26 protein-coding genes are annotated in these 25,397 nt (G+C 63.0%); 13 read left to right on the top strand and 13 right to left on the bottom strand.

Annotated elements, in window-relative coordinates; all coding sequences use genetic code 11:
- Positions 1-122: 122 nt before the first annotated feature.
- The gene (locus ACZ51H_RS02070) at positions 123-560 is read right to left on the bottom strand and encodes a host attachment family protein (protein WP_460987669.1); all 438 of its coding nucleotides are present in this window, start codon (positions 558-560) and stop codon (positions 123-125) included.
- A 90-nt stretch (positions 561-650) separates the two neighbouring features.
- Between ACZ51H_RS02070 and serS the strand changes: the two genes are divergently transcribed.
- The 3 genes from serS to rimO all read left to right on the top strand — a co-directional run bounded on the left by serS (position 651) and on the right by rimO (position 4,575).
- Positions 651-1,928, top strand: coding sequence for a serine--tRNA ligase (serS, locus tag ACZ51H_RS02065; protein ID WP_464802299.1), 1,278 nt, complete (start codon positions 651-653; stop codon positions 1,926-1,928).
- 161 nt (positions 1,929-2,089) lie between these two features.
- A complete protein-coding gene (locus ACZ51H_RS02060; protein ID WP_464802298.1) occupies positions 2,090-3,148 on the top strand; it encodes a potassium channel family protein in 1,059 nt (352 codons plus the stop codon).
- Positions 3,149-3,186: 38 nt separating this feature from the next.
- Positions 3,187-4,575 (top strand): 30S ribosomal protein S12 methylthiotransferase RimO, encoded by a 1,389-nt coding sequence (rimO, locus tag ACZ51H_RS02055; protein WP_464802828.1) that lies wholly within the window; start codon positions 3,187-3,189, stop codon positions 4,573-4,575.
- Here the strand turns inward: rimO and ACZ51H_RS02050 are convergent.
- Together ACZ51H_RS02050 and ACZ51H_RS02045 are read right to left on the bottom strand one after the other, a co-directional pair.
- Complete coding sequence (locus ACZ51H_RS02050) at positions 4,548-5,399, bottom strand: DUF4163 domain-containing protein (RefSeq protein ID WP_464802297.1); 852 nt, start codon at positions 5,397-5,399, stop codon at positions 4,548-4,550. The genes rimO and ACZ51H_RS02050 overlap by 28 nt on opposite strands.
- On the bottom strand, positions 5,399-5,602 hold the full coding sequence (locus ACZ51H_RS02045) for a hypothetical protein (protein ID WP_196225693.1): 204 nt from the start codon (positions 5,600-5,602) through the stop codon (positions 5,399-5,401). Before ACZ51H_RS02045 ends, ACZ51H_RS02050 begins: the two co-directional genes overlap by 1 nt.
- 141 nt (positions 5,603-5,743) lie before the next feature.
- Here ACZ51H_RS02045 and ACZ51H_RS02040 point away from each other — a divergent pair, with 141 nt between their 5' ends.
- Genes ACZ51H_RS02040 through argC form a run of 4 tightly spaced genes read left to right on the top strand, consistent with a single transcriptional unit; the run spans position 5,744 to position 9,418 of the window.
- Complete coding sequence (locus ACZ51H_RS02040) at positions 5,744-7,147, top strand: leucyl aminopeptidase family protein (RefSeq protein WP_449471498.1); 1,404 nt, start codon at positions 5,744-5,746, stop codon at positions 7,145-7,147.
- 54 nt (positions 7,148-7,201) lie between these two features.
- On the top strand, positions 7,202-7,609 hold the full coding sequence (locus tag ACZ51H_RS02035; RefSeq protein WP_196225691.1) for a MarR family winged helix-turn-helix transcriptional regulator: 408 nt from the start codon (positions 7,202-7,204) through the stop codon (positions 7,607-7,609).
- The gene (locus ACZ51H_RS02030; protein ID WP_449471497.1) at positions 7,569-8,477 is read left to right on the top strand and encodes a C40 family peptidase; all 909 of its coding nucleotides are present in this window, start codon (positions 7,569-7,571) and stop codon (positions 8,475-8,477) included. Before ACZ51H_RS02035 ends, ACZ51H_RS02030 begins: the two co-directional genes overlap by 41 nt.
- On the top strand, positions 8,474-9,418 hold the full coding sequence (argC, locus tag ACZ51H_RS02025) for an N-acetyl-gamma-glutamyl-phosphate reductase (RefSeq protein ID WP_464802296.1): 945 nt from the start codon (positions 8,474-8,476) through the stop codon (positions 9,416-9,418). The genes ACZ51H_RS02030 and argC overlap by 4 nt, the downstream gene beginning before the upstream one ends.
- A 167-nt stretch (positions 9,419-9,585) precedes the next feature.
- Here argC and ACZ51H_RS02020 read toward each other — a convergent pair whose 3' ends face one another.
- Positions 9,586-9,795, bottom strand: a complete 210-nt coding sequence (locus tag ACZ51H_RS02020) for a hypothetical protein (protein WP_196225688.1) — start codon at positions 9,793-9,795, stop codon at positions 9,586-9,588.
- 241 nt (positions 9,796-10,036) lie between these two features.
- Here ACZ51H_RS02020 and ACZ51H_RS02015 point away from each other — a divergent pair, with 241 nt between their 5' ends.
- A complete protein-coding gene (locus ACZ51H_RS02015) occupies positions 10,037-10,207 on the top strand; it encodes a hypothetical protein (protein ID WP_464802295.1) in 171 nt (56 codons plus the stop codon).
- 44 nt (positions 10,208-10,251) lie between these two features.
- Entirely contained in the window at positions 10,252-11,580 is a 1,329-nt protein-coding gene (locus tag ACZ51H_RS02010; protein WP_464802294.1) for a PQQ-dependent sugar dehydrogenase, read from the top strand.
- Positions 11,581-11,797: 217 nt separating this feature from the next.
- Here ACZ51H_RS02010 and ACZ51H_RS02005 read toward each other — a convergent pair whose 3' ends face one another.
- Positions 11,798-12,616 (bottom strand): ATP-binding protein, encoded by an 819-nt coding sequence (locus tag ACZ51H_RS02005; protein ID WP_464802293.1) that lies wholly within the window; start codon positions 12,614-12,616, stop codon positions 11,798-11,800.
- A gap of 108 nt (positions 12,617-12,724) precedes the next feature.
- On the opposite strand from ACZ51H_RS02005, the gene ACZ51H_RS02000 reads away from it, so the two are divergent.
- Entirely contained in the window at positions 12,725-13,681 is a 957-nt protein-coding gene (locus tag ACZ51H_RS02000) for an L-threonylcarbamoyladenylate synthase (protein WP_464802292.1), read from the top strand.
- Positions 13,682-13,938: 257 nt separating this feature from the next.
- Here ACZ51H_RS02000 and ACZ51H_RS01995 read toward each other — a convergent pair whose 3' ends face one another.
- From ACZ51H_RS01995 to ACZ51H_RS01965, 7 genes are all read right to left on the bottom strand, one after another.
- Positions 13,939-14,205, bottom strand: coding sequence for a hypothetical protein (locus ACZ51H_RS01995; RefSeq protein ID WP_464802291.1), 267 nt, complete (start codon positions 14,203-14,205; stop codon positions 13,939-13,941).
- A gap of 206 nt (positions 14,206-14,411) precedes the next feature.
- The gene (msrA, locus tag ACZ51H_RS01990; RefSeq protein ID WP_464802290.1) at positions 14,412-14,945 is read right to left on the bottom strand and encodes a peptide-methionine (S)-S-oxide reductase MsrA; all 534 of its coding nucleotides are present in this window, start codon (positions 14,943-14,945) and stop codon (positions 14,412-14,414) included.
- 42 nt (positions 14,946-14,987) lie between these two features.
- Positions 14,988-16,694: a long-chain-fatty-acid--CoA ligase gene (locus ACZ51H_RS01985; RefSeq protein WP_464802289.1), complete on the bottom strand. Its 1,707-nt coding sequence runs from the start codon at positions 16,692-16,694 to the stop codon at positions 14,988-14,990.
- A 64-nt stretch (positions 16,695-16,758) separates the two neighbouring features.
- Positions 16,759-17,442, bottom strand: a complete 684-nt coding sequence (locus ACZ51H_RS01980; protein ID WP_460988174.1) for a DUF1013 domain-containing protein — start codon at positions 17,440-17,442, stop codon at positions 16,759-16,761.
- A gap of 114 nt (positions 17,443-17,556) precedes the next feature.
- On the bottom strand, positions 17,557-18,585 hold the full coding sequence (locus ACZ51H_RS01975) for a glycosyltransferase family 4 protein (RefSeq protein ID WP_464802288.1): 1,029 nt from the start codon (positions 18,583-18,585) through the stop codon (positions 17,557-17,559).
- Positions 18,585-19,445, bottom strand: a complete 861-nt coding sequence (locus ACZ51H_RS01970) for a UDP-2,3-diacylglucosamine diphosphatase (RefSeq protein WP_464802287.1) — start codon at positions 19,443-19,445, stop codon at positions 18,585-18,587. The genes ACZ51H_RS01975 and ACZ51H_RS01970 overlap by 1 nt, the downstream gene beginning before the upstream one ends.
- A 325-nt stretch (positions 19,446-19,770) precedes the next feature.
- Complete coding sequence (locus tag ACZ51H_RS01965; RefSeq protein WP_464802286.1) at positions 19,771-20,775, bottom strand: NAD(P)H-quinone oxidoreductase; 1,005 nt, start codon at positions 20,773-20,775, stop codon at positions 19,771-19,773.
- A gap of 101 nt (positions 20,776-20,876) precedes the next feature.
- Here ACZ51H_RS01965 and ACZ51H_RS01960 point away from each other — a divergent pair, with 101 nt between their 5' ends.
- From ACZ51H_RS01960 to ACZ51H_RS01950, 3 genes are all read left to right on the top strand, one after another.
- Positions 20,877-21,074 (top strand): DUF1192 domain-containing protein, encoded by a 198-nt coding sequence (locus tag ACZ51H_RS01960; protein WP_449471479.1) that lies wholly within the window; start codon positions 20,877-20,879, stop codon positions 21,072-21,074.
- Positions 21,075-21,230: 156 nt separating this feature from the next.
- A complete protein-coding gene (gene clpA, locus ACZ51H_RS01955) occupies positions 21,231-23,549 on the top strand; it encodes an ATP-dependent Clp protease ATP-binding subunit ClpA (protein WP_449471478.1) in 2,319 nt (772 codons plus the stop codon).
- Between the two features lie 251 nt (positions 23,550-23,800).
- On the top strand, positions 23,801-24,430 hold the full coding sequence (locus ACZ51H_RS01950) for a glutathione S-transferase family protein (RefSeq protein WP_464802285.1): 630 nt from the start codon (positions 23,801-23,803) through the stop codon (positions 24,428-24,430).
- A gap of 63 nt (positions 24,431-24,493) precedes the next feature.
- Here ACZ51H_RS01950 and ACZ51H_RS01945 read toward each other — a convergent pair whose 3' ends face one another.
- On the bottom strand, positions 24,494-25,228 hold the full coding sequence (locus tag ACZ51H_RS01945; RefSeq protein WP_464794404.1) for a Bax inhibitor-1/YccA family protein: 735 nt from the start codon (positions 25,226-25,228) through the stop codon (positions 24,494-24,496).
- Positions 25,229-25,397: the final 169 nt, after the last annotated feature.

Genomic DNA, 25,397 nt, shown 5'->3' with positions numbered 1-25,397 from the left:
CGGCCTGAATGATGGCGCATCAGGTGGCCCGATAGACCGACGGGCCGATGCAGCCTTTCACGCGGGGGCGTGAGAAGGGGCGGCTCGTGGGGGAGCCGCCCCTTTTTTTGCGGTCGATCGCGTCAGGCCTGCGCGATGATCTTCTCGATCTCCGGCACGGGGTGATTGGCGAGATCCTTGGCAATCTCGCCCACCAGGCGGCTTTGCACTTCCTTGTGATAATGTTTGCGCATGTGGCCGAGCGCGGTCGGCGGGGCGACGACGATGAGTTTTTCAAAGTCGTTGGCGAGCGCGCGCCGCCTGAGCAGGTCGGCTGCCTCCACGGCGAAGCGCGCCTCTTCCTGTTCATGATAATCGGTGTTGCCCATGGTGGCCTGCGCGCCCATTATATAGGGCGCACGGCCCGATAGGTCGGTGGATTGATCCCGATCGGCGGGATTTTCCTGCACCTTCACCGTTTCTGCTTCCAGATTGGGCGCCATGCGGTCGCCCTTGTTTCGGAAGAACAGCATCTTGCGACCGTCGGCAACCAGCACCATCGCGTCATGATCGATCCACATTCCCGGCTCCTTTCCTGTGACTTGCAGTCCCTAACGGACAGGGGCGCATAGGGTTGCGCGGCTGGTCGCGGAACGGCATAGGGCGGACCCATGCATGATATCCGTTTTATCCGCGAAAATCCCGCAGCTTTCGACGCTGGCCTTGCCCGCAGGGGCTTTGCGTCCTCGAGTGCGGACATATTGGCGCTGGATGAGCGAAGCCGGGCGATCAAGACGGAGTTGCAGCAGGGACAGGCCCGCCGCAATGAAGCGAGCAAGGCGATCGGCGCGGCCATGGCGGCCAAGGACATGGAAAAGGCCGAGACGCTGAAGGCCGAAGTCGCGGCGCTCAAGGAAAGCATGCCCGCGCGGGAGGAGGAAGACCGGGAGGTGAGCGAGAAGCTGCACGTCCTGCTGTCGGCCATTCCCAACCTGCCCGCCGCCGATGTGCCCGAGGGTGCCGACGAAGCGGACAATGTCGAGGTGAGCCGGTGGGGCGAGCCCCGCGAATTTGGCTTCACGCCGCAGGATCATGCCGATTTCGGCCCGGCGCTGGGGCTGGATTTTGAGGGCGGCGCGGCTTTGTCGGGCGCGCGCTTTACGGCACTGCGTGGGCAGATGGCGCGGCTGCACCGGGCGCTGGCGCAGTTCATGCTGAATCGCCAGTCGGGCGAAAATGGCTATGAGGAAGTGAACCCGCCGCTGCTGGTGCGGGATGAGGCGCTGTTCGGCACCGGGCAGCTGCCGAAATTCGCCGAGGATTTGTTCCGCACGACCGATGGCCGCTGGCTGATTCCCACGGCCGAAGTCTCCCTCACCAATCTGGTGCGCGAGCAGATTGTCGATGTGGCGAGCCTACCGATGCGGTTGACGGCGCTGACCCCCTGTTTCCGGTCTGAGGCGGGATCGGCGGGGCGCGACACGCGCGGCTTCATTCGCCAGCATCAGTTCGAGAAAGTGGAGCTGATCGCGATCTGCAAGCCGGAAGAATCGGAGGCCGAGCATGAGCGCATGTGCGCGGCGGCCGAGGGCGTGTTGCAGGCGCTGGGGCTGCCCTATCGCAAGGTGCTGCTGTGTACCGGCGACATGGGCTTTGCGGCGGCGAAGACATTCGACCTGGAAGTGTGGTTGCCGAGCCAGCAGACCTATCGCGAGATCAGCTCCATTTCCAACTGCGGCGATTTCCAGGCGCGGCGGATGAATGCGCGGTTCAAGCCGGAGGGCGAGAAGCAGACGCGGTTCTTGCATACGCTGAACGGGTCCGGGCTGGCCGTGGGGCGGACGCTGGTCGCGGTGCTGGAAAATTACCAGCAGGAGGATGGCAGCGTGATCGTGCCTGAGGCGTTGGCGCCTTATATGGGTGGGGTGACGCGGTTGGAGCCTCGGTGATTGTCGAACGCTAGCCTTGTATCTCGTCACCCCAGCGAACGCTGGGGTCTCGGGCGAGGTTGTGCGACATCTCCTGAGATCCCAGCGTTGGCGGACGCCGCCCTACGGGTCGCTGGGATGACGGTGATGGGTTGGGATTTGGAGGGCTAAACGCGCACCCCATGAGGATCAATCCTACCCGCCTTCCCCTGGCGCAAACCGGATTTCTGCGGCGGCGATCGTCCATGCCGATTTGGGCCGATCTGGTCTGGCGGGTGGGGCTGGTTTTTGGGCTGATCGCCTTGGTGCTGCTGATCCACTGGGTCGGGCGCGATGGGCTGAAGGACAATCTGGATAACCAGATCAGCTTTGTCGACGTGCTGTATTTCACGACCGTCACGGTAACGACGGTAGGCTATGGCGACATCGTGCCGGTCAGCCCGGAAGCGCGGCTGTTCGAGGCGCTGCTGGTGACGCCGATCCGGCTGTTCGTATGGCTGATCTTTCTGGGGACGGCCTATAATCTGTTTTTCCGCAACATCTTCTACAGGTGGCGCATGGCACGCATTCAGGCCGATCTGCATAATCATATCATCGTCACCGGATTTGGCACCAGCGGCGGCGAGGCGGTGCGCGAGCTGCTGGCGCGCGGTGTCGATCCGCGCGAGATCGTGGTGGTCGATCCGCAGGACAAGCCGCTGGTGGAGGCGGAGGATCTGGGCTGCAATGTGATGTGCGGCGATTCGACACGGGACGAGACGCTGAAGGATGTGGCGATCGGCCGTGCGCGGGCGATGATCGTTTCGGCGGGACGGGACGATACGTCGATTTTGATAACGCTGACGGCGCGGCATCTGGCCCCTCGCCTGCCGATCAGCATCGTGGTGCGGAACGAGGATAATGAACTGCCCGCGCGGCAAGCGGGGGCGACGACGGTGATCAATCCGGTGAGCTTTGCCGGGCTGCTGCTGGCGGGGAGCACGAGCGGGCGGCATATCGCCGATTATATGGCGGACCTTGCCGCTTCGGGCGGGCGAGTGAAGCTGCATGAGCGGCGGGCGCTGGCTGAAGAGATTGGCGGGCCTTTGTCGGCGATCGGGACGGGACTTGGCGTACGCATCTATCGGGGTGAGCGGGTCATCGGCTTTTGGGAAGAAGGCGCGCGGAAGCTGGAGCCGGGCGATCTTATTATCGAGATTGTTCACGGGGATGAGGTTGGCGAGACGGACCGATTCGCCTGATCTTTCGGGCGGGCGTGACATTTGGCGTGAAAATCCCTATGTGCGCGCCGATCATGGCAACCAAAATCCCTGAAGCGCCGAAGGTCGGCATGGTGTCGCTCGGCTGTCCCAAGAACCTGGTCGACAGCGAACGCATCCTGACCAAGCTGCGCTCCGACGGCTATCTGATGTCCGCCGACTATGCGGGCGCGGACGTGGTGCTGGTGAATACCTGCGGTTTCCTCGATTCGGCGAAGGAAGAGTCGCTGGAGGCGATCGGTGAGGCGATCGCGGAAAATGGCCGCGTTATCGTGACGGGCTGCATGGGCGACGAGGCGGACGTGATCCGCGCCAAGTTCCCGCAGGTGCTGGCCGTTACGGGTGCGCATCAATATGAGCAGGTGGTGAATGCGGTGCATGACGCTTCGCCGCCGGTGCCCAATGCGTTCGTTGATCTGGTGCCCGAAGGGGGCCTCAAGCTGACGCCGCGGCACTATAGCTATTTGAAGATTTCGGAAGGCTGCAACCATCGCTGCTCCTTCTGCATCATTCCGTCGATCCGGGGCGATCTGGTGTCGCGCAGGATCGATGCGGTGCTGCGCGAGGCTGAGAAGCTGGTGCATGCGGGGACGAAGGAACTGCTGGTGATCAGCCAGGATACTTCGGCCTATGGCGTCGATACCCGGCATGAACCGCGCGCGTGGAAGGGCCGCGAGGTGCGGGCGCATATGACCGACCTCGCGCGGGAGTTGGGGCAGTTGCGGACCAGTGAAGGCGTGGCGCCGTGGGTGCGGCTGCACTATGTCTATCCCTATCCGCATGTGGATCATGTCATTCCGCTGATGGCGGAGGGGCTGCTGACGCCCTATCTCGACATTCCGTTCCAGCATGCCTCGCCCACTGTGCTGAAGGCGATGAAGCGGCCCGCGAACGAGGCGAAGGTGCTGGATCGCATCCGCAAGTGGCGGAGCATCTGCCCGGACATCGCGATCCGTTCGAGCTTCGTCGTCGGTTTCCCCGGCGAGACGGAGGCGGACTTTCAGTATCTGCTCGATTGGCTGGACGAGGCGCAGCTGGATCGCGTGGGCGCGTTCCGGTTCGAGCCCGTGGAGGGCGCGGCGGCGAATGAACTGCCGGGCGCGGTGCCGGAAGAGGTGAAGGAAGAACGCTACCAGCGGATCATGGAGAAAACGGCTGCGATCAGCGCCGCCAAGTTGCAGGCGAAGGTCGGGCGCGTGCTGCCGGTGATCATCGATGAGGTTGGCGAACCCGACGAGGACGGATCGGTCGGCGCGACGGCGCGGAGTCAGGCTGATGCGCCGGAGATCGACGGCAATGTGTTCCTGCGTGATGTCGGTGAGGGGCGGAAGGCTGGCGACATCCTCGACGTGGTGATCGAGGATGCCGACGAGCATGATCTTTACGGAGCGCCCACGAACGCGTCCTGATATTCGGTTTTGATCGTTTTCAGCATAGCGGCATCGACGGGCAGCGGGACTTCATAGGTCCCTTCCGAATAAGGCCCGGCGCTGTATGGGCCGATGACGACGACGATCCGGTCGATCAGCTTGCCGCCGCGCGAGGTGGGGACGAGGACTTCCTTCATCGGGTCGATGCATTGGGTGAAGGGATCGTCGCCGCGCATGATCGGCCCGCCCCGTTTTTTCGCGCGGGCCTTGTCGAGACCGTCGCAGAAGGAATCGCGGATCGCGGCAGCGAAGGCGGCGGGCGAGGTCATGAGCGCCTGAACGCTCGTTTCGCGCTTCCGCGCCTTGTCCCAGAGCAGCACGTCATAGCCGGTCATGCCATGCGCGCCGCCGGTGTAGGTGTAGCGGCTCGAGCGAAGCGACAGGAAGCGCGGCGTGTCGGCGGCGACGGTCCAGCGGGTCTCAAGACTGTGGGCGTGGAAGGGAAAGTCGGACTGCTGCGCCGATTTACGGTCGTCCGCCGCCATCTTGAGCGCGTCGGCCTTTCCGCTTTCCATGTCCTTGCGCAATTTTTCGTCGATCTGCGGCACGGCGGACGCTTGCGCAGGCCATGCGTAGAGGAATTCCAGCAGGTCGGTCTTTTCAGCCTGTTGGAAAGGCTGGGACGGCGGCTTTGGCTGTTCCGCGCCCGCCATCCGGTTAACGAAATTGGCCGTGGCGACATCATTGCCGGTGTCAGCGACATTATCCGTCGCCTGATCGCCAGCCGAGGGAGAACAGGCACAGAGAAAGAGGGCCAGTCCTGCGACCGGCCCTGCCTTCATTCGCATTGGTAAGCGCTGCATCAGTGCGGCTTGGCCGCCAGACAACGCTCGCTGATCGCCTTGCGGGCATAGCTGCTCTGAAGAACGGCGGCGGCGTTGGGCCAGCCTTCCGCGATCAGGGCTTGTTCAACCTGATGCGCGCCGTCAAATCGCCCGCTTTCGGCGAGTTGATAGGCACGCGCACGAAGCGCCTGCTGCCGCGCATTATCGCCATGCATTACCATGTCTCTCTCCTTGCCAGTTTGCGTTGACATCAATCTAAACCCTTTGCCGGTCAGGGGCAAATGCGGGATGGCCGGGCCGAGGCGCCGACATCGCAAAAATGGGGCTTTCCAACCCCATCATCCTTGTCCAGAATCCCGCCCATGACCGATTATTCCGACCTGCTGAAAGCAGACAACAATCAGCCCGCTCATATGATCCAGATCGTCGATGCGGAAAGCTTCGAAAACTGGCTTTCCGCGCAGCCGCAGCGCGTCCGGACGATCGTCGCGGCGCAGAAGTTCGCGGGCAAGGGATATGAGCATGCGATTATTCCGGGAGATGATCCTTCGGACTGGTCGGTGGTCGCGGGGGTCGCGAACAAAGCGAAGCTCAGCAGCTGGTGCCTCGCCAAGCTGGGCGAAACATTGCCCGAGGGTCAATATCGGCTGGCGGAGGGGACGGCCGGGCCAGCCATGCTCGGCTGGCTGACGGCGCAATATCGGTTCGACCGCTATCGCCGCGATGAAAATAGCGCAGGGCCGCGCGTGCTGCTGACCAGCGAGGTTGCGCAAATCGACCCGGCGGTCAGGCTGGCGGAGGCGGTGGCGCTAGTGCGCGACCTCGTCAACATTCCCGCTGGCGACATGGGGCCTCAACAGTTGGAGGAGGAAGCGGCGAAGGTCGCCGAAGCCTTTGGCGCGCGCTTCACGGTGACGAAGGGCGACCCGCTGGAGCAGGGTTTCCCGATGATCCATGCCGTGGGCCGGGCAGCGGGCAAGGACTTTGCCCCGCGCCTGATCGAATTGCGGTGGGGCGATGCCAAGCATCCGCGCGTCGCCATCATCGGCAAGGGCATTTGTTTCGACAGCGGCGGGCTGGACATCAAGCCATCGTCGGCCATGCGCCTGATGAAGAAGGATATGGGCGGCGCGGCCCATGCGATCGCGCTCGCCCGGTTGATCATGGGCGCGCGCCTGCCGGTGCAGTTGCATGTGCTGATCCCGGCGGCGGAAAATGCGGTGGGAGGCAATGCCTTCCGCCCCGGCGACATATTGCGCAGCCGCAAGGGGCTGACGGTGGAGATTGGCAATACCGATGCGGAAGGGCGGCTGGTGCTGGCCGACGCCTTGGCGCTGGCGGGCGAGGATGAGCCCGAACTCGTCATCGACTATGCGACGTTGACCGGCGCGGCGCGAGTGGCGGTCGGCCCCGACCTCCCTGCCCTCTTCACCAATGATGACGCATTGGCAGCTCAGATGGACGCGGCGGGTAGCGAAGTGGACGACCCGAGTTGGCGCCTGCCATTATGGGATGGCTATGCCGACATGCTGAAGTCGGACATCGCCGATATCAATAACGCGGGCGAAGGCGGCTTTGCCGGCGCGATCACCGCCGCGCTGTTTCTGAAACGGTTCGTGCCGGACAAGGCGAAGTGGCTGCATCTCGACACCTTCGCCTGGCGGCCGTCGCCAAAGCCGGGGCGGCCGAAGGGTGGTGAGGCATTGGGCCTCCGCGCCGTTTTCCGCATGCTGGAACAACGTTATGAAAAATCAGGGCAGAAATGACCTTTGGTACGGGGCCGTTACGCAACCGGATCGTGCATCGTGCGTTACGGGGGCATGGATGCCGCTTCTGCACAGGAACAGACTACTGAGCTGAACCGCCCAGGTCTGAAACAACTTGCCCAATGGATGCGCACGCTGGTCGATTATGTGCGATCCGGCAGGCCCGATCTTACCAACCGGCAAATGGCGTTGATGATGACCGTTTACATCAGCGCGGGGCCGCATACGGTGCGGGGACTCGCCGAGGCGCTGCATGTGTCGAAGCCGGTTATTACCCGCGCGCTGAACAAGCTTTCGGCGCTCGGATATCTTCGCCGGGAGCGCGATGCGGCCGATCGGCGTAATATTTTCATCACTCGCACCCCCAAAGGGGCGGAATTCCTTGACGCGTTTCACCATTTCATCGCAGGAACCGGCCGCGATGAACGCCACGACTTCAACTCCGCGGAACGCACCGCCTGAACGTATCCGGTTCAAACTTGACGGCCGCTCCGTCAAACTGGACAGCCGCATCCACGCCGCGCGCGGCGACCTGGCTGACCTGTCGCTGGCGGGGGTGCTGTTTTCCGCGCATTATGCCCGTTCGATTGAACTGACCTGCGTTGCGGCGGGCACGCCGCTGCTGTCCTCGCCCGCCGTCACATCTACGGCCGTCAGCGAATTGCTGCGCGGCGAAAGCTTCCATGCGCTGGACATGACCACGGACTGGGCCTGGGGCTTTTGCGGGCATGACGGCTATGTCGGCTATGTGCGGCGCGAGGCGCTGGACACGCATGAAGAGACTAACCACCGGATTTTTGCTGGCACCGCGCCACTATTCAGCGCGGCCGACATCAAGTCGCCCATTCGCGATTACTGGCCGGGCGGCGCGCTGTTCACCGGACAGGCGGCGGACGGATTCGTGGCTTGTGCCGAAGGATATGTCCATGAGCGGCATGCCGTCAGCGCCGATGCGACGGAAAGCGATTGGGTCGCCGTGGCGCTGCGCTACCTTGGCCAGCCCTATGTGTGGGGCGGACGGGGCCATCGCGGCATCGACTGTTCGGGACTTGTGCAGGTCGCGCTGGGTCAGTGCGGGATCAAGGCGCCGCGCGATACGGACTTGCAGCGGGAAGGCATCGGCAACCCCCTGCCCTCCGACGAGCCGTTGAAGCGCGGCGACTTCGTCTTTTTCCCCGGCCATGTCGGCATCATGACGGACGGCGAAAATCTGCTGCATGCCAATGCGCATTGGATGGCCGTGGTTGTTGAACCATTGGCGGATGTGGTCGCCCGGCTGACGGCGGACCATGCGGAACCGATAATTTCGCGGCGGAGGATCGGCGCGTGACCCACAAGATTTTCATCGACGGCGGCGTCGGCACCACGGGGCTGGAGATTATCGAGCGGTTGGCGGGGCGGCCCGAGCTGTCCTTCATCACGCTGGACGAGGACAAGCGGAAGGATGGGGCGGCGCGGCGGGAGGCGTTGAACGCCGCCGATATCGTCATCCTGTGCCTGCCCGACGATGCCGCGCGGGAAGCGGTGGCGTTGATCGACAATGACCGGACGCGCGTGATCGATGCGTCGACCGCGCATCGGGTTGCGGACGGTTGGACCTATGGCTTTGCCGAGCTGGAACCGGGGCACCGGGAAAAGCTGGCGAACGCGCGGTTCGTGTCCAATCCGGGGTGCTGGCCGACCGGCTTCCTGGCGCTGATACGGCCGCTGGTGCTTGGCGGGTTGCTGCCTGCCGACTGGCCGGTGACGGTGTCGGGCGCGTCGGGCTATTCCGGCGGCGGCAAGGCGATGATCGCGGAGTTTGAAGGGACAAGCGGCGCGCCGAGTGCGTTCCGGCCCTATGGCCTGAGCATGACGCACAAGCATATCCCGGAGATGCTGCGCTATTCGGGGCTGTCGCATCCGCCGATCTTTGCGCCTGCGGTGGCCAATGCCTATCGCGGCATGATCGTCGAAGTGCCGTTGCAGCTGCGCGCGATGGCGGGGGCGCCCAAGGTTGCGGACATTCATGCGGCGCTGGCTGATGCCTATGCGGGATCGCCGATCGTGAGCGTTGCTTCGCTGGAGGACAGCGCGGCGATGGGTCAGGTCGCGATCGAGCATGTCGGCGCGACGGATCGGCTGGCGCTGTTCGTCTTCGGCAATGAGGATGCGGGTCAGGTGCGGCTGGTGGCGGCGCTCGACAATCTGGGCAAGGGCGCGGCCGGGGCTGCGGTGCAGAATCTCAATATATTGGCCGGGTTGCCCGAGACGGCTGGGTTGCGGCTTTAGGGCGCGCTCGCTGATGGTTTAAGCGGATCGTCTTACAGCATGCGCATCTAGGCTCCTTTTCCGTCACCCCGGGCTTGACCCGGGGTCCCGCTGCCTGGGCGGTTTCAGATAAGAAGCGGGACCCCGGATCAAGTCCGGGGTGACGATCATTCTAGGATGATCAGGCTCTAATGAACCGTGCCGAGTGGCGCGTCGTAGGTGAGCAGCACGATCAGCCGCTCAATCTGACGCCAGTGGCAGAAATGGATATAGTTGCCGAGGTCGCGGCTGCGGTCGGCGCGCGCGGCGGCTTCATAGCCCGCATTGTCACCGAAGGCCGCCATCAGCTCCGCCGCGTCATCATAGCTTTTGCGGTCGGAAAGATATGGCAACTGCATGTGAACCCCCGAAAATTTCTCGCCGCGATGGAAACCAAGGGTTCAATTGCCGTGCCAGTTTCCCGCTTCCACGGATGGGGGCGGCTTTCGAGGGTGAATGGCGCGTTAGGCAAGTCCCGTTGCGGTACAGTCGTCCTGCAACGGGACTGGGCTGTCTCCCGACGGGACTGGGCTGTCCCGCGACGGGGCGATCCGCAAAGGCTCTGGCCTTGGCGGGCGGGCCGTGGCAAGGGCGGTGCCGATGACCAATGGCAAGAAGAATCCGACGGGCGCGGGCGCCATCATCGCGCTGCTAATCCTGGGCGGCGCGATCATCGGCGGCATGATGGGGCAGCCGAGCGCGGGCCTGCTGACCGGCGCGGCGCTGGGGGGCGTAATCGCGCTGCTGCTGTGGTTGCGCGAACGGGGCTGACGGGGCGCCTTGCCGCGCGAGAATTCGCAGCATAGACAGGCGACATGAAGAAGCATCTGATCGCCATCACCCTTATCCTCCTGCTGATCGCCGGGGGCGTCATTTTCTATCTGGCGCAAGGGGATACGGCGCAGTTGGCGGCGGGTGCGGACACGGGCAAGGAGCCGGTTTTCAGCGCCCCGCGCAGCGAGCTGATCCCTACCATCAACGTGGCCGAAGTGAAGGCCTGGACGGCGGGCGAGAAGCCCGTCGCGGCGAAGGGCCTTGCCGTCGCGCGCTTTGCCGAGGGGCTGGCACATCCGCGATCGATGCTGGTGCTGCCCAATGGCGACATATTGGTGGCCGAGACGAACAGCCCGCCCCGCCCAGCCGGTGGGATCGTCGATCGGGTGATGAGCTATTTGATGGACAAGGCTGGCGCGGGCGTTCCTTCGGCCAACCGTATTACCTTGTTGCGCGACGCGGATGGCGACGGGCGCGCGGAGGTGAAGACGGCGTTCCTGACCGGGCTCAACTCGCCCTATGGCATGGCGCTGGTGGACGGGACGCTTTACGTCGCCAATACGGACGCGCTGATGGCTTTCCCCTATAAGGAGGGCGAGACGCGGATCACCGCCAAGGGGCGCAAGATCCTGAACCTGCCCGCGAACGCGCCCAACATGCACTGGACCAAGAGCCTGGTGGCTGGCCCCACGGGGCTGCTCTATGTGGGTGTCGGGTCGAACAGCAATATCGCCGAGGACGGCCTGGATGGGGAGGCGAACCGCGCGGCGGTGCTGGAGGTCAATCCCAGGACGGGTGACTATCGCATCTACGCTTCAGGGCTGCGCAATCCGGTGGGGCTGGCTTTCGAGCCCAATAGCGGGGCGCTGTGGGGTGTGGTGAATGAGCGCGACATGCTCGGCAGCGATCTGGTGCCTGATTATCTGACGCGGGTAGAGTTTGGCGGCTTCTATGGCTGGCCGTGGAATTATTGGGGCGGTTATGAGGACCGCCGCGTGCAGCCGCAACGGCCCGAAGTGCGCGAATATACCAAGCGGCCCGATTATGCGCTGGGCAATCATGTCGCGCCGCTGGGGCTGGCCTTTGCCGACAAGGTGAAGATCGGCGGGGCGTTCGCGAACGGCGCCTTTGTCGGACTGCATGGCAGCTGGAACCGCAAGCCTGCCGCCGGTTACAAGGTGGTGTTCGTGCCCTTCGAGGCGAATGGCGAGGTGGGCAAGGCCAAGCCGGTCGATGTGCTGACCGGCTTTCTGGATGCGAAGGGCGACGCGCGGGGGCGGCCTGTCGATGTGGCAGGCGACGCGAAGGGCGCGCTGCTGGTCAGCGACGATGTCGGCGGCGTCATCTGGCGGGTGACTGGCGCGAAGTGATTGAGAGCGTGATCGCATTACGCGGGCGCATCCGCATCAAGGCTCCTTTTCCGTCACCCCGGGCTTGACCCGGGGTCCCGCTGGCTGGGCGGCGTAAGATAAAAAGCGGGACCCCGGATCAAGTCCGGGGTGACGACAACTCTAACATGATCATGCTCATGAGCGATTTCCAAGCGCTCGGAACCGAGTGCTGGTCGAAATCGCGGCAAACAAAGGATCAGAGCGAACGGCCGTTGCGGCCCGCCAGTTCAACCACATATTGCCAGGCGACGCGGCCTGAACGGCTGCCGCGCTGAGTTGCCCACTGGATGGCTTCGAGCGGGTCGAAGCTGAGGCCGAGGCTGTTCGCATAACCGGAGACGATGTCGACATAGGCCTGCTGGTCAATGGCATGGAAGCCGAGGCTGAGGCCGAAGCGATCGGACAGCGCCATCTTGTCATCGATCACGTCGCGCGGATTGACCGGGTCATCCTGCTCCGACAGGTGGCGCGGGACGATGTGGCGGCGGTTAGAGGTGACATAGAGGCGGACGTTGGCGGGTCGGGCCGCCGTGCCGCCCTGAAGCAATGAGCGCAGCGCGCGCGCGTCACCGACGCCGTTTTCGTCGAAACCGAGATCGTCGAGGAAAAGGATGAAGGGGCGCTGCGTGGTGCGCAGGAGGGAGAAGAGACGCGGCAAGCTGTTCAGTTCATCGATCGCGCATTGGAGCAAGGCGATGTCAGCGCCCTCCCGTTGGAGCCGGTCGATGACGGCGGCGACGACCGCGGACTTGCCCGTTCCCCGCGCGCCCCAGAGCAGCGCGTCATGTGCGGCGTGGCCAGCGGCATGGCGGCGGGTGTTTTCGAGCAACGTCGCCTTTTGCGCGTCGATGCCGGTCAGAAGGTCGTAATCTACAGGGATAAAGGCATCCACCGCCTGAATCGCGGTGCCGTCCCAGACATAGGCGGGCGCGGCGGCGAGGTCGGCGGAAATGGCCGGTGGCGGCGCGATCCGTTCCAGCGCTTCGGCGATGCGGCTGAGAGTTTCCTTGTTCATGCGCCGGGCTTAATCCGCCTCCCCCGCCCCCGCAAGCCGCGTGGCCCTGTCATTCTTCTGTCGTAATGGACTTTTACTCTGCGGCGCTGGAGCTTATATCGCGGGGCCGTGACCATCCCAAATCCTGCCTATTCCACCCGGATCAGCCGCTATGGCGCCGAAGCCCTGCGCGAGGCCGCGCTGCTGATCCGCGCGGGCGAGCCGGTCGCGGTGCCGACAGAAACGGTCTATGGGCTGGCCGCCGACGCGACGGACGAAAGCGCGGTCGCGGCGATCTACAGCGCCAAGGGGCGGCCGAGCTTCAACCCGCTGATCGTGCATGTTTCGGACAAGGAGATGGCGGAGCGGCTGGCGGTCTTTTCGCCCGTGGCGGACAAGCTGGCGGCGCGATTTTGGCCGGGCGCGCTGACCATGGTGCTGCCGGTACGGGAAGACAGCGGCCTTTCGTCGCTGGTGACGGCGGGCTTGCCGACGGTCGCCCTGCGCCTGCCCGCCCACCCAGCGATGCGCGCGCTGATCCGGGAAAGCGGGCGACCACTCGCCGCGCCATCGGCCAATCGCAGCGGGGCCATCAGCCCTACACGGGCCGAGCATGTGCTCGCCAGCCTGAATGGCAAGGTGCGGCTGATCCTGGATGAGGGGCCGACAAGCGAGGGGCTGGAGTCGACGATCGTCGCGCCTGAGGATGGCCGTATCCGACTGTTGCGGCCGGGTCCGGTAACGGCGGCGATGCTGGAGCAGGCGACGGGCCTTCCTGTCGTGACGGGCGCGGCCGATGCGAAGATCGAGGCGCCGGGTCAGTTGGAAAGCCATTATGCGCCATCCAAGCCGGTGCGGCTGAACGCGTTGAGGGCGGAGAAGGACGAATATCTGATCGGCTTTGGCCTGATGCCGTGCAATATCAATTTGAGCCCGGATGCCGATGTGCAGGAGGCTGCGGCCAATCTGTTCGCGGCGCTGCATGTCGCCGATGCGAGCGCGGCGACGCATATTGCGGTGGCTCCTATTCCGGATGTGGGGATTGGAGTGGCAATCAATGATCGGTTGAAGCGGGCGGCGGCTTGAGGGCTCAAGGACTTTGGCGTCGTTCGGGTGGAGCCTTTCGACAGGCTAAGTGCGGACGGAACCTAGGGCAAGATCATGTTTGAGTGATCGTCACCCCGGACTTGATCCGGGGTCCCGCTTCTTATCTGGCGCTGCTGAGGCAGCGGGACCCCGGGTCAAGCCCGGGGTGACGGAAAAAGGGCCTTAGCGTGCATACTTCCGTGTAGACGATCACACTCTAGATTTGGTCATACAATGTCAGCGGAACGTAACCCGCCTCAATCACAGTCCCGATAGCCAGCGCGTTTGCATTCGCGGCGGCGTTGTTCTTCCGCTTTCTTGCGGTCGCGCGCTTCCCTGGCCTCCTGCTTGCGCATGCGGCGGCCATAGTTGCGGTCGGATTCTTCCTGGCTGGTGGTGGCCCAATCTGCGGCCTGCGATCCGGCGCGCACCGGCAGGGTGGCTACGTCCAGCGCCGTCTTTGCGATGCAGCCCGGGAGGATCAGCATTATTCCGGCGGCGGCAATTGTCGCGAATGGGCGCATTGATATTCCCCTGTGAACTGCGGGCGTGCTTGGCATGGATAGGATTAACCTTAGCCTAAGCGATTTTGCGGGGAATCCACTTTATTCCCGTTCGGGCTGAGCCTGTCGAAGCCTCTCTCTTTCTAAGGGAAGGAAAGCCCTTCGACAGGCTCAGGGCGAACGGGGAGAGGTAGGAAGTTGGGGAATGGACATGAGTCAGGCCCAGATCAGCCCTCGATCCGTTCCGCAAATCCCTTGCGCAATTTGGCGAGCTTGGGGGGAATGACCGCCATGCAATAGGGGTTGCGGTCGCCGACGCGGTCCCAATATTTCTGGTGGTAATCCTCGGCGGGATACCAGGGGGCGTCCGGTTCGATCGTGGTGACGATCGGGTTGCCATGATCCAGTTGCGCGCGGGCGATGGCGGCTTTGGCTTCCGCTTCCTGCTCCGGCGAATGGGGGAAAATGGCGGAGCGATATTGGGTGCCGATGTCGTTGCCCTGCCGATTGAGCGTCGTCGGATCATGCGTCGCGAAGAAGATGTCGAGCAGGTCGCCATAGGAAATGACTTCCGGGTCAAAGGCGATGCGGATCGCTTCGGCATGGCCAGTCGTGCCTGAGCAGACCTGTTCATAGGTAGGATTGGGCAATTGGCCGCCAAGATAGCCGCTTTCGACCGACCGGACGCCTTTCAGATTTTGGTATACCGCTTCGGTACACCAGAAGCAGCCACCTGCCAGCGTCGCGATTTCTTCGGCCATTCGCCTGTTCCTTATCCTGTGTGGGGCACAAGATAGTTATGTTCAGCCAGCCGTTCCAGCCTGCCCTGTGGCTGCCTCCGCCTTGGCGCGTTCTTCGGCGACCAATTCCTTGCGCGACAGTTTGCCGACCAGCGTCTTGGGAAGGTTCAAACGGACCTCGACCTCGCAGACTTTTTCATGCTTTCCGAGTTGGGGGTTAAGCCATGCCTTCAGTGCCTCGCCATCTGTCTTCGCGCCTTCCTGAAGCGTGACGAACGCTTTGGGGGACTCGCCGCGATAGGGATCGGGGATGCCGATAACGAGCGCCTCCTTCACGTCGGGGTGGTGGTAGAGCACCTCTTCCACCTGGCTAGGGAAGACCTTGAAGCCGCCGACCGCGATCATGTCCTTCAGGCGGTCGACGATCTTCACATAGCCGTCGGCGTCGATCAGGCCGACGTCGCCGGTGCGCAGCCAGCCGTCGATGAAGACTTCCTTGTCGGCGTCGGGGCGCTGCCAATAGCCCTTCATGATCTGGGGACCGGCAAAGACCAGTTCGCCGGGCTCACCGGGGGGCGGCGGCCGTGACGGGTCCTCTCGATCCACGAGCTTTACGTGCGTTCCGGGGACGGGTTGACCCACGGTGCCGGGCTTGTTCAGTCCTTCATAGGGGTTGGAGCAGACGACCGGGCTGCTTTCGGTAAGGCCATAGCCTTCGCACAGCTTGGCGCCGGTGACGGCTTCGAACCGTTTCTTGAGTTCCAGCGGCAGCGGCGCGCCGCCCGAAATGCACAGGCGTAGCGAGGAGAAATCGATGTTCGGCGTCGCCGGATGATCGAGCAGCGCCTGGAACATGGTCGGGACGCCGGGCATCGAGGTGGGGCTGGTTCGCTGAATGGCGGCGAGTACCTGTACGGCTTCGAACCGGGGCAGCATCACCATTTCGCCGCCGTTGAGGACCGTACGGTTAAGGACGCAGGTGTTGGCGAAGACATGGAAGAAGGGCAGGACCGCGAGGATGCGGTCGATGGCTTCGGGATGCGGATCGATGAGCCTGATTTGACGGGCGTTGGCGGTCAGGTTCTGATGAGTGAGCATCGCGCCCTTGGGTCGCCCGGTGGTGCCGCCGGTATATTGCAGCAGGGCGACGTCGTTGACCGGATCGATCGCGACAGGCGCTGGGTCGTCGCCGTGGCGGAGCAGGTCGGCATAGTTTGTGATGCGCGGGTCATGCGGGACCGGCGCGGTTTCCTTACGCTTGAATATGCGGAACAGCAGCGATTTCGCGGGTGGCAGCACCTCCGCGACGCAGCCGACGATCAGCCGTTCGAGGCTGCTATTGTCCAGCACTTCCTGCGCGGTGGGCAGCAACGCTTTGGCCGACAGGGTGAAGAGGATTTTGGTGCCGCTGTCCTCGACCTGATGTTCCAGCTCGGCGGCGGTGTAGAGGGGGGAGAAATTGACGACGGTCGCACCCGCCATCATCGCTCCATAATAGGCCGCGACATAATGGGGGACGTTGGGAAGGTAGAGGCCGACCCGGTCACCTTTTCGCACGCCCAGGTCCTGCAGCCCCTTCGCGACCCGGCGGATGACATGGAGCATGTCGCCATAGGTCGTCTTGCGGCCGAGGAAGTCGATCATCACGGCATCGGGATTGGCCGTCGCGCTGTCCACGACCATGTCCACCATCGACATGGGAGGGAAGGACTGATCCCAGGGGAAAGGATGATTATAATGGTCTTTCCAGACCGTCTCGATGCTCTCCATTAACGGAGATGTATGTCAGGCCCCTGCTTTACGCAAGCGTAAAGCAGGGCGCGTCAGGGCAGAATCAGACCTGGCCCTGATTGTTGCTGAACGGGTCGAGGATCGTGGCAACGCCCGAGATCAGCTCCGCCTCGCTCTTCAACGCTTGCTCGGCCCGGCGGGCAGCGTCGTCGCGCTCGCGGCGCAATTCCTCGATCAGTGCCTCGCGGTCGCCGTCCAGGCGGGAATCGGTCGGCGCCTCGATGCCGAGCTTCTTCGCGGCCTTCGTCACCAGCGCGTCCAGTTCCCGCTGCGAACAGAGGCCCAGCGTCACCGGATCCTTGGGCACGATGTTGGAGATGTTCCAGTGCGTGCGGTCACGGATGGCGGCGATGGTGGTGCGGGTGGTGCCGATCAGCTTGCCGATCGCGCCGTCCGAGATTTCCGGGTGGTTGCGCAGGATCCACGCGATGCCATCGGGCTTGTCCTGACGCTTGGACACCGGCGTGTAGCGCGGGCCTTTGGTACGACGGACAGGCTCGGGGCCTTTCAGCATCTTGAGGCGATAATCGGGGTTGGACTCACCCTTGTGGATTTCCTCCATCGTGATTTCATGCGCGCGAACGGGGTCGCGGCCGGTATATTTGGTGCCAGCCGTGTCATCGGCGATCGCCTGCACTTCCAGAATATGGAGCCCGCAAAATTCCGCGATCTGATCAAAGCTGAGCGCGGTATTGTCGACCAGCCAGCTGGCGGTTGCATGGGGCATGAGAGGCTGGGACACGAGGATTCTCCGGCACTAAAAACAACAAGGGCCGCCCAAGCAGGGCGGCCACGCCCGTCCTGAGATAGTGCAAGAAACCCGGTGGAGCAAGGAAAAGCGTCAGGCCGCGCTGTCTCTGACGACGGGATCGATGCAGTGGAGGCCGGTCAGGAATTCGTCGGCGCTGCGTTCCCAGCTGAAGCTGCGGCCATGGGCGGCGCAGGCGGTGCGATCGCAGCGCAGGGCGGCGGCGACGGCGTCCTCCAGATTTTCGGACAGGGCGCCGGTTTCGGGCGTCACGATGTCCACCGGCCCGCTGACCGGATAAGCCGCGACAGGAGTGCCGCAAGCCAGTGCTTCGATCATCACGAGGCCGAATGTGTCGGTGCGGCTGGGGAAGACGAACACGTCGGCGCCGACATAGGCGCCCGCCAGCTCCTGACCAAACAGAGGGCCGAGGAAATGCGCGTCGGGATAATCGCGTTCCAACTGGGTCCGCGCCGGGCCATCGCCGACGACCACCTTGCTGCCGGGGTGATCATTGGCAAGGAATGCCTCGAGATTCTTCTCGATAGCGACCCGGCCGACATAGAGCTGGATCGGGCGCGGGAGATTGGCGAATATCGTTGGCGGCGTTGCCTCGGATGTGAAGGCGGACAGGTCCACTCCCCTGCCCCATGGCCGCACCTGCGCCAACCCATGGGCGTGCAACTGCTGCCGCACCGATCCGGTGGAGACCAGCACCGCCCGCGCCGGGCCATGAAACCAGCGAATGTAGGACCAGAACCAGCGCGCGGGCAGTCCTGTCCGGCGCGAGACATAGTCGGGAAAATGCGTGTGATAAGCGGTGGTGAAAGGCACCCCGCCCCGCAGGCACCAGCGCCGCGCGGCAAGGCAGAGCGGCCCTTCGGTTGCGAGATGGACGGCATCCGGTTCAAAGGCCGCGATCGCGTCGCCCACCACGCCCGATCGCACGAAGGCCAGGCGGATTTCGGGATAGGTCGGACAGGGGAAAGAGCCATAGAGATCGGGCGAGATGACCTTGACGGCGTGCCCCCGCGCCTCCAGCTCCGCCTGGATGGTCTGGAGCGTTCGGACGACGCCATTCACTTGAGGCGACCAGGCGTCGGTCACGATGACGATGCGCATCAGGCGGCGATCCTCACCTGATCGCCCACGGCGCGTGCCGCGACTTCATCAGCCCAATGCAGCACCTCCATACGGCCGTCGAAATGTTCGACAAGCGCGGTGCATCCCTCGACCCAATCGCCGTCATTATAATATTGGATGCCGCCGATCTCACGCATTTCGGCATTGTGGATGTGCCCGCAGACCACGCCATCGACGCCGCGTGCGCCCGCCTCGTGCGAAACCACTTCTTCAAAGCGGGAGATGAACTCGACGGCGTTCTTGACCTTGTGCTTGGCCATTTTGCTGAGCGACCAATAGGGCAGACCCATGCGCTGGCGCACCGCGTTCACCACGACGTTGAGCCGCATCAGCAAGCCGTAGGCGGCGTCTCCCACGAAGGCGAGCCAGCGATGGGCCAGCATGATCGTGTCGAACTCATCGCCGTGCAGGACAAGGAGCTTGCGGCCGTCCGCAGTCTCATGGATCGCCTTGCGCCTGATCTCGACCCCACCGAAGCTGAGGCCCGTGAACTGGCGGAACATCTCATCATGATTGCCGGGGATATAGACGACGCGAGTGCCGCGCTTGGCACGCTTCATGATGCGCCAGACCACGTCATTATGCGCGGCGGGCCAGTAGAAGCGCCTTTTGAGCCGCCAGCCGTCAATGATGTCGCCGACCAGATACATGGTCTCGCTATCGACGCTGTCGAGAAAATCGATCAGCAGCTTCGCATTGCAGCCGCGCGTGCCGAGATGGATGTCCGAAATCCAGACCGTGCGGTAACGGCGACGCTTGCCGCCCTGTTCCGGCGTGTCGAAATGTTGAGCGCCTTCGTTCATGTCCGCCAGGAAAGGCAGGCGTGTGATGGCATTCATGATGCAACCCCTGGAGCTATTGTCCTCGGGACCGAATCCTTAGCGGCGCAATGTTACAATCCCGCAGCGAATGTGACGGAAATGCTACGGTTTACGGGGTTTTACGGTATCGCGAAATAGAAGTGATCGACTGTTTTGTAGCCATTGGCGGACATTCCAAATCCTCCCTGCGCGAAGCGTGGGGAGGGGGACCAGTCGCAGGCTGGTGGAGGGGAAAATGGCACGACCTGTGAGATCCCCTCCACCATTCGCTTCGCGAACGGTCCCCCTCGCCATCTCACGATGGGGAGGATTTAGCTATGACCGCAATCCACCCAACAGGCCCTCAGACAGTCAGGACAATCTTGCCGAAATGCTCCCCCGCATCCATGCGCGCATGTGCCCGCGCCGCTTCGGCCAAGGGGAAGCGCTGGTCCATCGCCGGACGGAGCCTGCCTTCCTCCACGAAGCTCCAGACCTCACGGATGATTTCGTCGGCCACCAGACTCTTGAAAGCAGATGAGCGGGGCCGCAGCGTCGATCCGGTCAGCGTCAGCCGCCGTGTCATCACCGTGGGCAAGAAGATTTCCGCCTTCGCGCCACCCAGTACCGCGATCGACACATGGCGGCCATCTTCGGCAAGGCACTGCAAGTTTCGGGGCACATAGTCGCCGCCGACCATATCCAGAACCGCCTGCACGCCTTGACCAGCGGTAATGCGCTTCACCTCTTCGACAAAATCCTGGCCGCGATAATTGATGGCATGATGAGCGCCCCAAGCCTTCGCCTGCTCGCATTTCGCATCGCTGCCGCAGGTGACGATGATGGTGATATCAAAGAGGCGGCAGAGTGAAATCGCCATCGTGCCGATGCCGCTGGTCCCACCATGCACCAGCACCGTGTCGCCTCCGACGACATAGGCACGCTCGAACAGGTTGGTCCAGACGGTGAAGAGCGTTTCGGGCAATGCCGCCGCCTCGACAATGTCATAGCTGTCCGGCACGGGAAGGCATTGCCCCGCTGGCGCAACCGCATATTCGGCATAGCCGCCGCCGGTGAGCAAGGCGCATACGCGCTGCCCGATCAGTTGTTCCGCGCTGCCGCCGGCCGCGACGATCGTGCCGGAAACCTCCAGCCCCGGAATGTCGGACGCTCCAGGGGGCGGCGGATATTTGCCCTGCCGCTGCAACACATCGGGCCGGTTCACGCCTGCGGCGGCGACCCGGATCAACACTTCATCCGCTGCGGGGGCAGGAACCGGACGACGCTCAGCCACCAGAGCTTCGGGACCGCCGGGCGATGGAATGGCAATCGCCATCATTTCATCAGGCAGTGCCGCTTCAAACCCCATGATGGCCAATCCCCCGCAATAATCTGGCACCGCAGCTGAAAATCACAAGCGGCTTAAGGGCCTTATTGACAGAGGCGCCCCGGCGGTCAACATTGGCATTTATGGACATGGACGACGATCTGCCTCGCAAGATTGATGATCCGCTGGCCCAACTGCTTCGACAGGATTTGGGTCCCTTATCCCTTGCCGATCTGGAAGAGCGCATCAGCGCGCTGGAGGGTGAAATCGCCCGAACCAGATCAAAGATTGAAAGCGCCGTTAACCACAAATCAAGTGCTGAGGCGTTATTCAAGCGATGAACCCGCGCCCCGCCCCCTGCGGCCCTGACATGGGCTTTACCGGGTACGGGCAGTCTCGCAATTCCGGCGATCAGGGACCCCTCCTTGATCCGCCGTCGAGCAATGCCGACATATGGTTCAAGTCAGCCCCTCTTTGGGGCCAGGAGTAGAATAGAAATGCCATCTTTCGCACCCGCCCTTGAAACCACGTTGCACAACGCGCTGACCCATGCGTCGGAGCGCCGCCACGAATATGCGACGCTGGAGCATCTGCTCCTCGCGCTGATTGATGACGAGCATGCTTCGAAGGTGATGCAGGCCTGCGGCGTAGAACTTGGCGAACTGGGCGACGCCGTCACCCAATATCTCGACAGTGAACTCGACAGCCTGAAGGTGGAAGGGTCCAGCGACCCCTCGCCAACCAGCGGCTTCCAGCGCGTCGTCCAACGCGCCATCCTGCACGTGCAATCTTCCGGCAAGGATGAAGTGACGGGAGCCAATGTGCTCGTCGCGCTTTTTTCCGAGCGGGAGAGCTACGCCGTCTATTTCCTACAGCAACAGGATATGAGCCGACTGGATGCCGTAAGCTACATCAGCCACGGCGTCGGCAAGGGTACTGCCGTTCCGGAGCAAGGCGCCGCAAAGGGCGCTCCGGAAGAGGAAAAAAAGGCGCAGGACAGCAAGGGCAAGAAGGACAGTGCCTTGGAGCAGTTCACGGTCAACCTCAATGAGAAGGCGATGCGGGGCAAGGTTGACCCGCTGATCGGCCGCAGCGCCGAAGTCGACCGGACGATCCAGATCCTGTGCCGCAGGTCGAAGAACAACCCGCTCTATGTGGGCGATCCGGGCGTGGGCAAGACCGCGATTGCGGAAGGCCTCGCGCGCAAGATCGTCGAGGGCGATGTTCCAGACGTACTCAAGGAAGCGGTGATCTACTCGCTCGACATGGGCGCGCTGCTGGCTGGCACCCGTTATCGCGGCGATTTCGAAGAACGGCTGAAGGCGGTCGTCACCGAGCTGGAGAAGATGCCGCATGCGGTTCTCTTCATCGACGAAATCCACACCGTGATCGGCGCTGGCGCAACCAGCGGCGGGGCGATGGATGCGTCCAATCTGCTCAAGCCTGCTCTGTCAGGCGGCACGATCCGCTGCATCGGTTCGACCACCTACAAGGAGTTCCGCAACCATTTCGAGAAGGACCGCGCCCTGCTGCGCCGGTTCCAGAAGATCGACGTCAACGAACCCACCATCGAAGACACGATCAAGATTCTCGCTGGGCTGCGCAGCGCCTTTGAGGAGCATCACAACGTCAAATATACTCCCGACGCAATCAAGGCGGCGGTGGAGCTTTCGGCGCGCTACATCAACGACCGCAAGCTGCCGGACAAGGCGATCGACGTGATCGATGAGGTCGGCGCGATGCAGATGCTGGTGGTGCCCAGCAAGCGCAAGAAGACGATCACGCCCAAGGAGATCGAGCAGGTCATCGCGACCATGGCGCGCATTCCTCCCAAGACCGTCTCGGCCGACGACAAGTCGGTGCTGGGTTCGCTCGACACCGATCTCAAGCGCGTCGTCTTCGGCCAGAACCGGGCGATCGAGATATTGTCCTCCGCGATCAAGCTGTCGCGGGCGGGCCTGCGCGATCCGGAAAAGCCGATCGGCAGCTATCTCTTCTCCGGCCCCACGGGTGTCGGCAAGACGGAGGTTGCGCGCCAGTTGGCGAACCTGCTCGGCATCCCGCTCCAGCGGTTCGACATGTCGGAATATATGGAGCGGCACTCGGTCAGCCGCCTGATCGGTGCGCCTCCGGGCTATGTCGGCTATGACCAGGGCGGTCTGTTGACCGATGCGGTCGATCAGAATCCGCACAGCGTCCTGCTGCTGGACGAGATCGAAAAAGCGCATCCCGACCTGTTCAACATCCTGTTGCAGGTCATGGATAATGGCCGCCTGACCGATCACCACGGCAAGACGGTGGATTTCCGCAATACCATCCTCATCATGACCACCAATGCCGGTGCGTCGGACATGGCAAAGGAAAGCATCGGCTTTGGCGAACTGACCCGCGACGATGTGCAGGAGGATGCGGTGAAGAAGCTCTTCACCCCCGAATTCCGTAACCGTCTCGATGCCATCGTCCCCTTCGGCTATCTGCCGCCGGAGATCGTGGCGCGGGTCATCGACAAGTTCGTGCTCCAACTCGAACTGCAACTGGCCGACCGCGACGTCCACATCACGCTGGACGACGATGCCAAGGGCTGGCTGACCAAGAAGGGCTATGACAAGCTCTACGGTGCCCGCCCGATGGGCCGCCTGATGCAGGAAAAGATCAAGCAGCCGCTGGCCGAGGAACTGCTGTTCGGAAAGCTCGTCCATGGCGGCGAGGTGCATGTCCGGCTGAAGGACGATGCGCTGGCCTTTGAAATCACCCCGGCCGCTCCGAAAAAGGGCAAGAAGGGTGGCAAGGCGAAGCCTGCGGAATCGGCCAAGTAAGCAGGCCGAGGCACGAGATATGAAAGGGCGGCTCCCACGGCCGCCCTTTGTTTTTGGGCAAAGCCTGCGAGCGTCAGGAGGATCGCATACCCCCTCCCGCAAGCGGGAGGGGTTAGGGGGTGGGCAAGCGCAACATCAAAGGTGATCTGAAACGGCCACCCCACAATCAAAATTCCATTGGTCGGCACCACCAGCATTTGCCAATCTGGCGCCCGCGAATTCCAACCACGTCTTCACGAGGGAAGAGTCACATGGCCGCAGACATCACCTTCTACACCAACCCCATGTCGCGCGGGCAGATCGCACGCTGGATGCTGGAAGAAGTTGGCCAGCCCTATGACATGATCATCCTGGACTATGGCACCACCATGAAGGCGGCCGATTATCTCGCCATCAATCCGATGGGCAAGGTTCCCGCCATCGTCCATCAGGGCAAGGTCGTGACAGAGGCCGCTGCGATCTGCGCCTATCTGGCCGACGCTTTCCCCGCCGCAGCCCTCGCGCCTCCGCCGGAGCAGCGGGCGGATTATTATCGCTGGCTGTTCTTCGCGGCTGGCCCGGTCGAAGCGGCTGTTTCCAACAAGGCGATGGGCCTCACTGTTCCTGAAGACCGCGAACGCTCCATGGGCTACGGCAACTATGGCCAGACGCTCGCAACGCTGGAGAAGGCCGTGTCAGGCGATCAATGGATCTGCGGCGGCCAGTTCACCGCGGCCGATGTCTATGTCGGCTCCCAGATCGACTGGGGATTGAGCTTCGGCACGATGGACAGCCGCCCAGCCTTCGAAACCTACGCCGCCCGCCTCCGTGAGCGCCCCGCCTACAGGCGGCAGAAGGAACTCGACGGCGCCCTCATCGCGCAGATGCAGAAGCCGGCATAAGAAAAAAGGCCCGGTGGCGCATGCCATCGGGCCTTTTTCATGTTCGGCACCGCCGCCGGAAGATCAGCGGCGATCACCCATGAAGCGCAGCAGGAACAGAAACATGTTGATGAAGTCGAGATAGAGGTTCAGCGCCCCCATCACCACCGACTTGCCCATCATGTCCGTGCCAGCAACGTGGGCGTAGATGCTCTTGATCTTCTGCGTGTCATAAGCGGTCAGGCCCGCGAACAGCAGCACGCCGATAAAGCTGACCACCATGTCCATCGCGCTCGACCGCAAGAACAGGTTGATGAGCGACGCGACCAGCAGGCCGACCACGCCCATGATCAAGAAGGTGCCAAAGCCCGAAAGATCCTTCTTCGTCGTGTAACCCCACAGGCTAAGGCCCGCGAAAGCCGCTGCCGTCGCGAAGAAGGTCTGCGCCACCGACGTGCCGGTATAAACCAGCAGGACCGAGGAAAGCGACAGCCCCATCATTGCGGCATAGGCCCAGAACATCGCCTGCATCGCGACAGTCGACAGGCGGTTCATGCCAAAGCTCATGATCATCACGAACGCCAGCGGCGCAAGCATGATGACATATTTGAGAATGCCGGGGCCAGCCAGGATCTGATAAGCCAGCCCGCTCGACGCAAACAGCATGGCAACGACGCCCGTCAGTAGCACGCCGCTCGCCATATAATTGTAAACCGACAGCATATAGCTGCGCAGGCCAGCGTCGAAAGCCTCGCCGCGCGCAACCGTCGTCCCGCCGAAACCGGCAATGTTCGAGCGGGGGTCAGACCAATTGGCCATGAGATAATCTCCTTCACCGGCGCACTTCGCCGACATTGCTATTATCGCCATATCTGGCCGCTAATTCAAGGGAAGAGCGACTGGAACGCTCTAACGACATAGGATGGTTTCCTGGCTCCTCTTCCAGCGCACCAACTCCACCCTTCCTCCGCTTCCGCTGACACAATTC

Source organism: Sphingobium sp. TomMM15, from assembly GCF_055397045.1.
This window is presented reverse-complemented; position numbering and strand designations above follow the sequence as displayed.